This window comes from Caballeronia sp. NK8, assembly GCF_018408855.1.
In the GTDB taxonomy this organism is placed as follows: Bacteria; Pseudomonadota; Gammaproteobacteria; order Burkholderiales; family Burkholderiaceae; genus Caballeronia.
Window position 1 is genome coordinate 1 of the sequence record NZ_AP024328.1, and the last position, 14415, is coordinate 14415.

The 14415-nt window shown below is 57.8% G+C and carries 9 protein-coding genes; 5 read left to right on the forward strand and 4 right to left on the reverse strand.

Going from position 1 to position 14415, the window contains the following annotated elements:
- On the forward strand, positions 1-1494 hold the full coding sequence (locus NK8_RS40730; protein WP_213234659.1) for a replication initiation protein: 1494 nt from the start codon (positions 1-3) through the stop codon (positions 1492-1494).
- An 89-nt stretch (positions 1495-1583) separates the two neighbouring features.
- On the opposite strand, the gene NK8_RS40735 is transcribed toward NK8_RS40730, so the two are convergent.
- Positions 1584-2666: a ParB/RepB/Spo0J family partition protein gene (locus NK8_RS40735; protein WP_213234660.1), complete on the reverse strand. Its 1083-nt coding sequence runs from the start codon at positions 2664-2666 to the stop codon at positions 1584-1586.
- A gap of 3 nt (positions 2667-2669) precedes the next feature.
- Positions 2670-3380 (reverse strand): ParA family protein, encoded by a 711-nt coding sequence (locus NK8_RS40740; RefSeq protein WP_225936704.1) that lies wholly within the window; start codon positions 3378-3380, stop codon positions 2670-2672.
- A 1532-nt stretch (positions 3381-4912) separates the two neighbouring features.
- Between NK8_RS40740 and NK8_RS40745 the strand changes: the two genes are divergently transcribed.
- Positions 4913-5758: a hypothetical protein gene (locus tag NK8_RS40745; protein ID WP_213234661.1), complete on the forward strand. Its 846-nt coding sequence runs from the start codon at positions 4913-4915 to the stop codon at positions 5756-5758.
- A gap of 593 nt (positions 5759-6351) precedes the next feature.
- On the forward strand, positions 6352-6651 hold the full coding sequence (locus NK8_RS40750) for a DUF4148 domain-containing protein (RefSeq protein WP_213234662.1): 300 nt from the start codon (positions 6352-6354) through the stop codon (positions 6649-6651).
- A gap of 174 nt (positions 6652-6825) precedes the next feature.
- Here the strand turns inward: NK8_RS40750 and NK8_RS40755 are convergent, their stop codons facing one another.
- A complete protein-coding gene (locus NK8_RS40755; RefSeq protein ID WP_213234727.1) occupies positions 6826-7113 on the reverse strand; it encodes a type II toxin-antitoxin system RelE/ParE family toxin in 288 nt (95 codons plus the stop codon).
- Entirely contained in the window at positions 7091-7378 is a 288-nt protein-coding gene (locus NK8_RS40760; protein WP_213234663.1) for a type II toxin-antitoxin system ParD family antitoxin, read from the reverse strand. Before NK8_RS40760 ends, NK8_RS40755 begins: the two co-directional genes overlap by 23 nt.
- Before the next feature lie 365 nt (positions 7379-7743).
- Here NK8_RS40760 and NK8_RS40765 point away from each other — a divergent pair, with 365 nt between their 5' ends.
- A complete protein-coding gene (locus tag NK8_RS40765; protein WP_213234664.1) occupies positions 7744-12087 on the forward strand; it encodes a TIR domain-containing protein in 4344 nt (1447 codons plus the stop codon).
- Positions 12088-12459: 372 nt separating this feature from the next.
- Complete coding sequence (locus NK8_RS40770) at positions 12460-14241, forward strand: ATP-dependent endonuclease (RefSeq protein ID WP_213234665.1); 1782 nt, start codon at positions 12460-12462, stop codon at positions 14239-14241.
- Positions 14242-14415 lie beyond the last annotated feature (174 nt).

Here is a 14415-nt window from a genome sequence, read left to right on the forward strand (position 1 = left end):
ATGGTCCGCCTCCAGACTAGCAGCGAAAGTGAAGCAGTACCTGCCGATGAAACGTTGGCTTCGATGGCAACCAAACCTCGGCGCCAGCAGCACGGCGTTCAGGACGTCATTAACGACACCGATCCGGTTCCCACAGGTAGGACGTCCGAAAGTCTGCGCAAGTCGGTGCCTGAGGAACTCGCGCGATTCTTGGAAACGAACGCGGCCGAAGGCAAGGAGCAGTTTCAACAGAGCCTCGAGCTTTTCGACGACGGCACTGGCATCGCCGACAGTCCGTCCGATATCGTGCTAAAAAAGGGTAGTCAGCGGATTCGATCGGAAGTGTCACTCACCCTGCTTCAGAAAAAATTATTCAACGCGTTACTGTTCGTTGCACGGCCGAATCTCACGAAGGAGGGCATGTTCAGCGTCCCAGTTGACTACCTCTCTTGGTGCGTAAGTCATGACCGGTCCGACCTTAAGTATCTAAAGGACGCGATTCGCGCGATGAAGAAAGTCGTGATCGAAATCGAGAACAGCGACGCGAAGCCGTCCGATCCTTGGTTCATGACCAATCTGCTTGCCGATGCTGGCTTCGACGGAAGAAACTTGGTCTGGGATTTCCCGGCCTTGATACGTAGGAACCATAGTGCGCCTCAGCGCTATTTCTACATTTCGATGGTGGTCAATGCCCGTTTCAGGAGTAAGTACTCCCTTTCGCTTTACGAGATGCTGAAAGAGTACGAGTTCCGGGGGGAGACGCCGTGGATGACGATTCCTGAGTTTCGTGAGCGAGTCGGCGTGGAAAAGCACGAGTATCTTGAGTTTAAACGGCTGTCGGAGCGCGTCATTGTGTCCCCCCTCAAAGAACTGGAAGAAGTCAGCGACTTCAAGGCAGAGGTGGCCTACCAATTCCGAGGCCGAAAAATCATAGGGATCAAGTTCTCTATCGCGGCTAACAAGAAGAACCAACTGGAGGATGGCGGCGATCGTATTCGTCCGGAGTACTGGACAATGATGAAGGACGAGTTCGGCTTGAACCGCAATCAAATCGATGAGCTTACGAGAGCATACCCGTCCAGTCGTGTTGAAGAAATCTGCGATGTCCTTTTTTATCATTATATTGTAGGCAAAAAGAAGATCGGGAATGGGTATCGTCTAATGGCGAAGGCTTTGCAAGATGAAGGCGGCAGCTACCATCTTACAAATCGCCAGAAGAATGAGCTTCTCGGTTACAAGGAGAGGCAGGAAACGAAGACCTTCGATCAACAAATGCTTGAAACGCAGCAGCGTCAGCATGCTAAACGGGTTGTCGACTTCCAACAGGCATGGGCTGGTTGGACTAAGGATCAGCAGCAAAAGCAGTGGCACCTTTTTCTCAATTCCGTTGAAGCAGGTCCCCTGATCACAACTCGGATAATTAAGGGCCACCCAACAGAACCTCAGATCGATCATCCTGGGATCAAGCCCGCGTTTATAGGGTTTCTAACGCGAACCGGACAAATAGGTGAATAACTTCTGAGCTCTAGTCACTAGCTGATTAGACTCAAGCCTGCCGGCGCCGACAGGTCAACCATAAAGTTGGTGTTCTACTTTGGAGCCGGTCAATCTTCCCTTGTATCTTCAACCTTTTGCGACTCTTCCTTTACGATATCGTGGAAGCGGCTTTGAAGTACGTCTCGAAGCTCTCGAGGCAAATTCTTAAGAGTAATCGAGAGTTGGTCGTCGCCATATGTTTTCATCGCGCCGACGTGCGTGCCACCAAGTTTGAAATCCACAAGGTTTAGGTATTTCTTCCTACTTGGAAGTCTCGAACCGGCCTCGCTATTGCTCACTATCTCTTTCACCTGCCGCACAGATAATTGCTCGTCGATGATCCGAGTAATTAATCGGTTTGCTGCCGTGACTCCCCTAGCGCGGAAGTACTTAGAGACTGCGTATGCAGTGTTCATTCCGAACAGGTCCACGCGATCGAGCATGCGCTCGATCATTTCCTCCGGAAGGTCGCCGATGGCAAGCGTCGCGGAGACGCTCGTTCGTTCGATACCCAGATCGTCAGCCAAAGCTTGCTGCGTCTCATATTCACCGTTATCGATCATGCGCTTCCATACGACCGCGTTGTCGAAAACTGTCTGAGTCTCCTGTTGTGTATTAAGGTCGTAACCGAGCTTGTAGCTTTCGCGTCCTTGCGGTACGTCTACGACGATCGCTTTCACATCGGTCTTCTGCAGTTCCCTCAAAGCGCGGACCCGCCTCCCGCCATCGTGCACAAAGTAGGTACCCAGCTTCTCAAAATCTGGCGTAACGAGGATAGCTTGCTGTTGTGGCTGTGTGGACAGATTGAGAGCCAATTGGCTGATCGAATCTTTCCGATAAAAGTGGCGAGGATTGAAAGGACTCGCCTTCACACTGCTTAGTTGGACAACAATCACAGACCCAGGTGAGTAGTTGTTTGCGATACACCAGTCTCTGAATTTCCCCTCTATCACATCCGCCGTAATGGTGAGAGGCCCGCCAAGCGGGGGCGTTATAGTCGACGAAGGCAGTTCGCGCGAGAGCGAGCCCCGGTTCGCTTCCGCTTCACCCTCGATGATCCGGTCTGCGTTCGCAAAGCGGTCGAACGCCATCGGTTTTGCCGCCACTCTTGGGGCATTGCTGAGTCTTCCAGCTAGAGCATTTTTTTTCATTGCTTATGCCTCTTCCTTTTCGTCAAACCAAAGCCAGTCCGAGCTTGCTAATGTGATTAGCTCGTCAGCAAGTTTCAGTGACTCCGCCGCTGCTGCCTTGCCGCCTTTGCCTGGCATTGCCGATGCGGCGACGCCGAGCGCTATCGCTTGACGGTAGCATTCCCTCACCGGAACCGTCGTGAGAAGTGCTGGGATCCTCGTTTCCTCTACTGCCTGATTGATTTCCTTGTCGAGTACGCGCTTTCCTTCGTACTTGTTGAGCAGCCAAACGGGCTTTAGAGTCGGATTCGCGATGTGCGCTCTCCGTACCATATCCACGAAACTTTTGCTCGACCAAAAGTCGGCGGGTGATGATGACGTAGGCATCACAACAATGTCAGCCACGAGCATTACGACAGCCGGACGCGGGTCGTCCATTGAAGGCGGGCAATCGACGATGATGTAGTCATATTGCGTGACGTGCTTCTTAATTTCCCGGTGAATTTTCTCTCGAGCGGCATCGAGTGAGATTACGGTGAACGGAAGCCCTTCTTCGTCTTCGTGGGCAGCCGCTGACCATTGCATCAGCGTGTTCTGAGGGTCCGCGTCGATTCCTAGAACGCGAAGGCCGCGCGCGGATAGACCGGATGCGATACCGACGACAGACGTCGTTTTTCCAACCCCGCCTTTCTGGTTCGCTACTGCGATTACCTTCGCTTGGTGTTCTAACATCATAAGATTCCGTCGACATAATTCAATTAAAGTAATTTATCAAAAACAAGGAGCAAGTCAATGATTTTCGTGTAGAACCGTGCCGCCACGCCATCAGCCCGACTTTCAAGCGTCGCCGCTTTGCTCCCGTTTTTGATATCGAGTGCTACCCGTCCATGTTGTGGGGCAACGTTCCCTTTGTGTGATACGTATCACGATCGCGTCGCGGCGTTAGATTATGTTGTTCGCGCCGCCTGCGACTTCACAACGAATAGAGCGGTACGGGATAGGCACGAGCGTTTTACAAAGTCGTGATACGTATCACATCTCGGCCAGTCAGGCCCTTGTAGCTGATGGGATCTAGGCCGCGGATATCGCCGTCCTCTGGCACAATCGCAAACCAGCGACAGCCGGCCGCGGCCCGTCGCCGCATTGATCGACCCCACCGCAGCGAGCAAGCGCAGCGGTAGACGGCGCCAAATTATTATTCACGAGCGTATGTGAGGAGGCCGGCGCATGGCCGGGGCTTTCCGCATCACCCAAGTGTGGCCATGCACTCATGGGACCGTATCGTTGCCGTCTGAATCGCGGATACAGCGCGATCGCGATGTGCGGCTGAGACCCAGTGACAGGGTCCGCCGTCGCCGTGATACGTATCACCTCCCGGGTAAGAGTCAGTGGCCGAGTAGCCGGCGTCGACCGCACTCAGGATATCGGCCGTGCTTTGGCGCGGCAGTGTCCCGCCCCGATAATGCGACCGTTGGTCCACGACCAAGCCTTACTAGAGGAATTCCGATTCAGAGATTTGATCGCTGTGCATTCTCCAATGAAGCATCCGGTAGACCGGTCCGTGATACGTATCACGGTGGCGATTGGGCTGCGCCAATCGTCCAAACGTCCCCAACGGCAGCCGATGCGTTCACACAGAGCGACGGCATCGGCTGGGGAGCGACTGAGCGGCGCCGTCACGGACGGTTTCGTGTTGGCATTGTTTCAAAAGGCCGGAAGGCAGCAGACGGCCGCACACCTAATAAGGAAGAGTTCGAAAACACGGTGCAAACGACAGCGGCAGCGCCAGCTTCGTCGTCTGTCAGAGTCTGGCTAAATATGACCCGCTAGGATTGTGCTGCTCCGAAATCATGATTTTTCCTGGCGACAGGGATGGCGCGGCCACTGCAACGAACCTGCTGCCCGACCGGGCCGTCGGCATTCGCCGCCGAGACAAATTAGGAATGGTCGATGGACGTCGACGGCCGTCGCCGCTTCTCTGCCCTATGGGCCGAAAGGTTCCTGTGCGCGAAAGGTGCGATCGGTGTGCGTGCGGCAGGGCGCGACCCGATTGGCCGATTGTCAGTCGGGCGCGGGAGCAAAGTTTAATGGTGAAGGGGACGCCTGACGGCCTGCGTCTGCGGACAGAACCTAACTCGCGAAAAGCGCTGGATTTTCGCGTTTCTTTCGCCCATCAAGATGATGGGGGGCCGAAGATAATTGGGCGACGATAAAGGAGAAAGGAAATTATGCCGCCACTTGCTGGAATGCCTATTTCGCGAGATCCGATGGCGCTTGCGGACCTCTACAACGCTGGTCTTGGCAAGAATTGGAGCACTCAGAAAGAAGCAGTAGCTGCCATGGCGAGGTTTTCGCCGAAGGTGACGCGCGAAGCTCTTAACCGGGCGATTGGGGTGTCCAAGCTCCCAAACGAGGTGCTGCGGCTTTTCGAAGTAGCCGGTATCTGGCCGCACACGGCGAGAGTTCTTGTCCAACTTTCTAGGAAATACGGCGCGACAGTGCTCGAAGAGCGAGCGAAGGTCATCGACGCGACAGGTAAAACCTGGAGCGAAATAATTGCACTCCTCGACGGCAGAGAAGCTGTCCCGCCAAAGCGGGCAGCACGTTACTCATCACCGTTGACGGTGGCGGCTGAATACAAGCAGGGTCTTACTGATGGGCGGTGGACATCAATCAATTCCGCGGTGGACATGTGCAAGGAGTGGGAGCGCCGTACCGTTGCGCGGGCGATAGCCATATCCAATCTGCCCCCGGAAGTACTGGAGCTTTTCGTATATCGTCCATTAACTTTCAGCACCGGTGCAACGCTGCTCAGGATTCAGAAGGCTATGGGGGCTGAAGAGCTTGCGCGGCGCGCGGCAGAGATGCTGAAAGCCCCGCGGCGTCGCTCGACGGACGAGATTGTCGCCTCGTTGCTGAGAGCTCGATCGAATGCTGGGCCGAATATGACGGTCCGGATGGACGGCACAGATATGGTGATCGTGTTCAAGGTGCCTGTCGACGACCCCGAAGAACTACTTTTTACGGCTGAAGAGATGGGTCCGGTCATCGAGATGGCCATCATGACCCTGCGCGCTCGAAGGAAGTCAGGAAAGCTGAAAACACTTAACTAGTAGCTACGCAGAAGTCGATATACTGAATTTTGGCCAGTTTCGGCGAACATCGGAATCGCGGCGTACTATACTGTATGGATATACAGTACTCAGGTGCCATGCCACTCCCTGATTTCCTACCTGTCTCCTACCACGAACTGAGGCTCCTATGGAGTCGGTACCGGACGCACGATGCTGACGTCTTGCGCTCGGTGCTTGAGGTTCAACGCTTTCGTGGGGTGGTCGATGAGGTCTACCAACTCCAACAGACTATAGAGAAGTGCTGGCGGGAGGAGGGGCACGGTCTCTCGTCGCTCTCGAGGAGCTGCGTCTCCTTTTGAACAACGAACGGACTCGCTAGGGATTTCACGTGTGAAACTGCAGCAAGCAGGATGTTGCGACTAGGCGGACGCGACGATCGGCGTGCTTCACGCGGTTCGGCCGGGTCCAGTTCGTTTAACGTCGGCGGGGAGGTATCTAGGGTTATCCCCTAATACAGCAACAGTTTGTTGTTCAATCGCTCATTAATCTTAAGCGGACGCTTACCTATACTGGGATCACTGAACCGCAGACAAGGGTTGTTTGCGAAGAACAAAGATCTGGAGGTAAGCATCATGAAACTCGCAACTCTCATTGTCGCCGCTGCACTCGCTGTCCCGGCAGTCTCATCCTTTGCACAAAGCCAACCGGTGACTCGCGCGCAGGTGAAGGCCGAATTGGTTCAACTTCGGGATGCTGGATACAACCCCGGCATGGATCGCACGACGTACCCGGCGCAGATCCAAGCTGCCGAAGCTAAGGTAGCGGCTCAGAACGGCCAGAACAGCTACGGTGGCGTCGTCGACACTGCCTCGGCGTCGGGCGGCCCGGCTCACACCGGCAATAGCATCGCCCCTGTCTATTTCGGTCACTAATCGACCGAGCGAGCCAAGTAACTCGCGTTAGGTACTGGAGAGAACTGGCCGCTGCCGGGATACCGCAGACGGCCAGTTTGCTTATTAGCACCTCCGCCACCGGCATAGCCGATGGCTTGCCCAGCACCAGAAAGGTCCTGGGCCTTTTTGCGATCTCAGCTTCTTCGTGGGTATCTACGGGAAGAGGATAGCGGCGATGTCTCGGGCGCTATGCAGCACATGAATGACGTCGATGCGCTCGGGGTGCCCGATCACACGATAGAAAATCTGATAGCTGCCGTGAACGCGATGTCGCACGCCGCGATCTTCGTAGCGAGGCACGAGCGGGTAGGCGAGGGGCATGTCTGCGAGGTTCATGCACTTTTCACGCAGTTCGCGAACGAAGCTCAAGGCACGGCGTGGATTGTCGCGGGCGATGAAGTCGCCGATGGCCTCGAGTTCAGCCTCCGCGCCAGGCAGGATGCGGACAACATGCCTTGCGGTTCACCATCGCCTGATACTTGGCTTCCAGCCGGTCGAACACCTCTTCGGCGGGTTTTCCTCGACCTGCGTCTGAATCGGCGATGCCTCGCTCGATCACGGCGTCCAGCGCGGCAAGCTGCGTCTCGCGATCTTGAATCAGTCGCACCCCTTCGCGGAGCACTTCGCTTTTCGAGCCGTACCGTCCTGATTCGACCAGCTTCGTAATGTACCCCTCGAGCTGCTGTCCAAGGTCTGCACTAATCATGGGTCTGCCCTCCGAGTAAGTGCTAATAGTGCAGCGCTTATCAACTATTATCAAGCGAAGTGTGAGCGTCTTCCGAACGTTGCGGGCTTCATGGACGAACCACAACGGGCGGTGCAGAAAAAAGCCCGCTCACGATGGGCGGGCTAAGTCCATGTCCGTGGGGCAGAACTCCGCAACCTTCATACCTAAATGCCTCACTTGAGGAGCACGTTCGTCGCTTCTCATACCCCTCCCAGCCCTTGGCTGAGACTCCTAAACAATCCTATAACTTGGAAGGCCCGGCTGCTTACCGCTGAATCCGCAATCGGGCTGTCTGTCGGGTATAGGTAGCAATAAAAATAAGCAGTAGGGCAGGGAGACGGGCCGTGGCTGACACGTTCGACTTCGATGTTTTCCTGAGCTATCACTGGCGCGACCATGCTCAGGTTGAAGCGCTCGCGCGACGCCTGCATAAGGCCGGCGTTCGCCCTTTTCTCGACCGCTGGTACTTGGTGCCCGGTACTAACTGGCTCAGCGCCCTAGAAAAGAACCTCGCACGCTGCAAGTCGGTCGCCGTTTGCCTGGGTGCCGAGATGGGCCCGTGGCAGCAGCGCGAGCAGTACAGCGCACTGGAGCGCCAGGTCGCCGAAGAGCGCCGCGGCGCTGTGTTCCCGGTCATCCCCGTCCTGCTGCCCGGCGCCGAGGCTCCGTTGGGCTTTCTCAGACAGATTACTTGGGTCGACTTCCGGCTTAGCTTGGACGACCAATTGCGCTTTAAAGTCCTTGTCCAGGCCATTCGCGGCCAGCCGCCCGGGCCGGACGTCGAGTCAGTCATACAGCAAGCTGTGGCGGAAGTGTGTCCTTTTCGCGGCCTGCTGCCTTTCCGCGAACAGGATGCCGCTTTCTATTACGGCCGTTCGGCGGCGATCGAACAATTGGTAGCGACAATCACTCACCGCTCATTGGTTTTGGTAGTCGGTGCATCGGGCAGTGGAAAGTCTTCGGTGGCGCGAGCGGGTCTTTTGCCACGCCTTCGGACGAGTCGCTCGCCGGTCTGGGAAATCGCCACGCTCGTGCCAACGGATCGGCCGCTGCATGCGCTTGCTGCAGTCTTGCTGCCGCTGCTCGAACCGGACCTGAGCGAAGTTGTCCGTCTAGGAGAAATAAATCGACTTGCCGGCCAGTTCGTCGACGGGTCGACGGCCCTGCGCGATGTGGTTGATCGTGTGCTCGCCAAGCAGCCGGGCACTGAACGGCTGATGCTGGTGGTCGATCAATGGGAGGAACTTTTTACACTGACGCACGAGGACCGGACGCGTCAGCGCTTCATAGACGGTGTGCTTGAAGCGACACAGAAGTCCAAGCTGTCAGTGGTGCTCACGGTACGGGGGGACTTCTTTGGCCGTGCGATCACCGGCCAGCGCGCGCTATCGGACCGCCTGCAGAGCGCCCAAGTTAATCTGGGACCAATGACGCCCGCCGAGCTCCGCCAGGCGATAGAAGAACCGGCACACAAGGTCGGCCTACGCTTCGAGCCGGGGCTCGTTGAGGCAATCCTCGCGGATGCTCGTGGGGAACCAGGTAATCTGCCGCTACTTGAGTTCGTTTTGCGAGAGTTATGGGAACAGCGCGAGGGCGGACTTTTGCTCAAGGCCGCGTATGAGGCGATGGGGCGGTTGCAGGGAGCCATCGCTCAAAAAGCCGATGCGCTGTATCGCCAGTTGGTCGGGCAAGACCCTCAAGCCGAGAGGCGAATTCGAGGCGTGTTCTTGCGGCTGGTCCGACCAGGCGAAGGGGAACAGGACACTCGCCGGCGGGCGGTCGCGTCGGAATTCGGGCCCGGCACCGCGGCACTGATCCAGCAACTCAGTAACGAACGACTCCTGGTCACCTCTAAGGCGAGCGCAGACCGCACAGAGACCGTGGAAGTCGCGCACGAAGCGTTGATCCAGAATTGGCAGCAGTTGCGCGACTGGATTAGCGCGGATCGACAGTTTTTGATGTGGCAGCAGCGTCTGAATGCCAGCGCTTCGGAATGGGAGGCTAAAAAACGCAGCGCTGACTTGCTGCTGCGCGGCCTGCCGCTGGCCGAAGCCCGCGATTGGCGAGCGAAACGCCCGGACGGTCTCTCTGAGCTGGAAGGCGAATTCATCCGCGCAAGCACCAAGCGTCGACTCGTTACGCGCGTCGCGGCGGCGTCCGTCACCGGCGTGATTTCGGTTGTGATGCTCGCGACAGGTGCGTGGATTGTTTACCAAACCCGGGTGGTTGCGCGCCAGACGTCGCTTGTGTTGGCTGTTGCAGCCGAAGCGGCAGCAGATCGCAATCTGTTTGACGAAAGTCTTCGGTTGGGCGTACTGGCGACCAGATCGTCATGGCTCCATCCTGCGCACCCGTCCGCAGCGGCTTCCTTAGCGCGCGCGGCCGATGGCAGTACACTGCGCACGCTGATCAAAGGTCACACTCACGACGTGTTCTCCGCCAGATTCAGTCCAGACGGCAAGCGCATCGTCACCACATCGGACAAGACGGCGCGCGTCTGGGACGCCGACAGTGGCAGGCCGCTCGGCTTTCCCATGACGCATGGAAAATGGGTCACCTCGGCGAGCTTCAGTCCGGACGGCAAGCTCGTGGTCACCGCATCATGCGACAACTCGGCCCGCGTCTGGGACGCCAACACCGGCAAGCCTCTCGGCAAGGCGATGACGCATGACGCTTGCGTCGTATCGGCGAGCTTCAGTCCGGACAGCAAGCGCGTGGTGACCGCATCAGAGGACAAGACGGCGCGCGTCTGGGACGCCGACAGTGGCAGGCCGCTCGGCTCGCCCATGACGGATGGGGGTGGGCTCACCTCGGCGAGCTTCGGTCCGGACGGCAAGCGCGTCGTCACCGCAAACTGCGACAACGCCCGCGTCTGGGACGCCGACACCGGCAAGCCACTCGGCGAGCCCATGATGCATGACTCTTGCGTCGACTCGGCGAGCTTCAGTCCGGACGGCAAGCGGGTCGTCACCGCATCACAGGACAAGACGGCGCGCGTCTGGGACGCCGACAATGGCAGGCCGCTCGGCTTGCCCATGACACATAGCGGTAGGGTCAGCTCGGCGAGCTTCAGTCCGGATGGCAAGCGCGTGGTCACTTCATCTAGCGACGCGACGGCGCGCGTCTGGGACGCCGACACCGGCAAACCCCTCGGCTTTCCCATGATGCATAGTGATGACGTCACCTCGGCGAGCTTCAGTCCGGACGGCAAGCGCGTGGTCACTGCATCTAGCGACACGACGGCGCGCGTCTGGGATGCCGACAGTGGCAACAGGATCGGCTTGCCCATGGCCCATGACGGGGTAGTGTACTTCGCGAGCTTCAGTCCGGACGGTAAGCGCGTGGTGACCGCATCAGAGGACGCGACGGCGCGCGTCTGGGACGCCAACACCGGCAAGCCGGTCGGCGAGCCCACGTATGGCCAGGGCGTGACCGTCGCTAGGTCCAGCGAGGACGGCAAGCGCGTGGTCACATTAAACGGCAAGACGGCGCGCGTGTGGGATGCCGACGCGGGCAAGCCGCTCGGGGAGCCGATAACGCTTAACCTCCCCTTCAGTCACGCGCTTTTCAGTCCGGACGGCAAGCGTGTGCTGCTCATATCAGTCGACCACATGGAGCGCGTCTGGGATGCCGACAGGGGCAAGCTGCTCGTCGAGGCCATGACGCATTGCGGGCAAGGGAATGTGGGCTCTGCGACATTCAGTCCAGACAGCAAGCGCGTGGTCACATTAGTCGACGAGACGGCGCGCGTCTGGGATGCCGACACCGGCGAGTCGATCGGTAAGCCCATGATGCATAAGTATTGTGTCGCCACCGCCAGCTTCAGTCAGGACGGCAAGCGCGTGCTCACTGCAACTGTGTACGACGAGGCGCGCGTCTGGGACGCTGACACCGGCAAGCCGCTCTCCGAGCCTATGATGCTTGATAGCCTGGTCAGTCCCGCGAGTCTCAGTCCGGATGGCAAGCGCGTGGTCACCGTACCTGAGGACAACCCGGCGCGCATCTGGGACACCGACACCGGCAAGCCGCTCGGCGAGCCCATTACACATGACGGCGAATGGGTACGTTCCGCGAACTTCAGTCCAGACAGCAAGCGCGTGGTCACTGCAGCTGGTAACAAGACGGCGCTCGTCTGGGACGCGGACACTGGTAAGAGGATCGGCTTGCCCTTGACGCATGACGGGGCGGTGTACTCCGCGAGCTTCAGTCCGGACGGCAACCGCATCGTCACCATATCGGACAAGACGGCGCTCGTCTGGGACGCCGACACCGGCAAGCCACTCGGCGAGCCCATGACGCCGGGCGGGAAGCTGTACTCCGCGCGGTTTAGTCCGGACGGCAAGCGCATCGTCACCGCATCAGAGGACAAGACGGCGCGCGTCTGGGACGCTGACACCGGCAAGCCACTCGGCGAGCCCATGACGCCGGGCGGGAAAGTGTACTCCGCGCGCTTCAGTCCGGACGGTAAGCGCGTGGTCACTGAATTCGAGGACTATTCGAAGCGCCTCTGGTACGCGGTCTGGGACGTCTACTGGCCGTCCATTTCTCGGACGCCAAACCTTATTGACGAGGTCTGTCAACGTAAGCTGCACGGGGAGGCGCGAAAACTTACTGAGTCGGACATTCGCGCAGCCCGAATCCTGTCAGCCGAGAGGATCGGAGAGGACGTCTGCGTTGACGCCCCGTAACGAGGTAAGCGCGCGCTCGGTCTTCAATGTCAACGTATGCCTTTGGTGCGCCCAAACCAAACCGGCGGGAATATGAGAACCGCACCTATGAACGATGAAGTCATTGCGAAGATCTGGCACCGCCGGATCGAATGGTCGCGAGCCGCCGACAAGCTGAGGGCTCGGGTGGAAAGGTATCGAGTTGTAGTGCGATTATTGTCGTGCTTTTCATGAAGGTCGCCACGTCGGTGGTTGTTGACCGTCGGCTTATCGGCCGACGCGTCCGTGGACTTTAACTGCAAGTCCAGACGGCTGCGGTCCCATCGTCGGGAGACGAATCTACGCCTATCTCTTAAGCTACGGCATCGTATTCAACGGAGAGGGCGACAGTTCATGCGGAAAGTGACTTACAAGATCAAGGGCCGGCATGGCTCGATTGCCGACCTTGAATGGACAGACGTCCCCCCGTTCGCCGTTGTAACCGGCGAGAACGGTGCAGGTAAGACCCATCTGCTGGAAGCCCTTGGAGTAGCAACCGGTCGCGGGGGAACGCCTCCGCGCCACCTACGGAGCGTGCAAAAGAAAGTCGTCGTCACTGTGACCACGTCGGACGGCCAACAGGTGAGTTTTAAAGACGTTTTCCATGCTAAGGACGACTGGGAGCCAGCATCTTTTGGCTCGGCTACGGTTGAACAGGTCGTTGCCGAGGCGCAGCGGCTCTATGAGCTGGGCGACGCTGCTTTCATAAAAGGACTGAACGATCCGCTATACGCCGACTGGACCGTAGCCCCTGATGCAATGCCGACGGAGCGGCGAGTGGCCCGTCCCGAATGGGAGCAGTTCGAGGCTCGGCTGACTGCGCAACGGCTTTCCGCAAACGTAGATGACGGGAAAAATCTCGCCTTTCTCTTTCTTGCTTACGAAGTCTTAAGGGTTGCGGCTAAGGATCGATGCCAGCGTTCCGGAGCCGACTACGAGGCTGCCCTGCTTCATCTAGGCGAGCCGCCTTGGGAGCAATTTAACCGGATGTGCCGGGAGGCAGACGTCGGTTTGGAAATTCTATCGCCCACCGTAGAGCGAAAGATCATGGCGCCTCCAAGCGGCCCTTATGAGTTGCGCATCCGTGATCTTGAGCGAGGCACCGTCGTCTCCGAAGCCGGGGCATCGTCAGGTGAGCGCATCATGTTGCACGTGGTCGCTTGGCGGTTCTTGGCAGAAGCGTCTGGGGTGCGCTATGACCTGATATTGCTCGACGAGCCGGACGCGCATCTGCATCCATCACTCGTCAGGAAGTTTCTTCGGTTGTTGGAAAACATATTGGTCCGGCAGCATGGCGCCCGCCTTATCGTAACGACGCATTCGCCGACCACGGTTGCGCTTTCTCCCAAAGACTCAGTATTTGCACTTCGCCGCCATGGGTCGCCTCGCATCGAGAGCGTTGAGAATGTTAGTTCGCTAATCGCTAGGCTCACTGACGGATTGGTGGCTGTCGACCCAACAACACGTTTTGTCGTCCTTGAGGGTAAGACAGACGAACCTTTCTTTAGCCACGTTTGGAGCTTACTCATGGAGGCGGGCCATCCAGCGTTTCCGGGGGTTGCGTTTTTCAAACGCGATGGTTGCGCTAAGGTCCGGGAGACGGTCCGATTCCTTCGAGAGTGGGACTTCAACCGCTTTTTTGGAATACTTGATCGGGATGCGCCTCCTAACGAGAACGTGCCCGAACCCGGCCTTTTTGTGCTGAAGCGAAATGGCGTCGAGAACTACCTTTTCGATCCTCTGAACGTCTGGCTATGTCTTTGGCTTAACCATAAGAAGATGCACGCTCAACTTCACCAGCTTCCGGATCTCAGGATAGGAGGAGGGCATCAATTGCGTCAAATGCCGACTCATGAATTGCAGGAGATAGTGAACTCCGTCTGCACTGTCGTAAGACCTTTCTTAGAGAACACAAGTGCCAGCGCGGGCGACCCGATTGATGCGCATTTCGCTAACGGGTTGCGGCTTAGCTATCCCCGTTGGACATTTGAGCACGACGACCACTCACTGGCTGTTGCAGTTCGCGCCGCATTCTCTCCGTACCCGTTTCCTGGTCAGGATGTGATGGATAGTTTCATGACGCTGAACCTTGTCCCTCTGGAGTTTGTTGAAATCTTTGGTGAAATCATGCGGTGAGGCCCCCACGCACTTGTGAGTTGGGCAAGCGCGAGAGCGGCGCTGCTCGGTTAAGGCCGGTACCGAGTTCGACGAGCTTCGAAAAGGTTGGCGTCATGTCCGCGGCCTAGGCCGCGACGTCAACTAGCAGGCCTGGTTTTTTGGAGCGGCCGTAGAAAGAGGCCACTTCGAGCA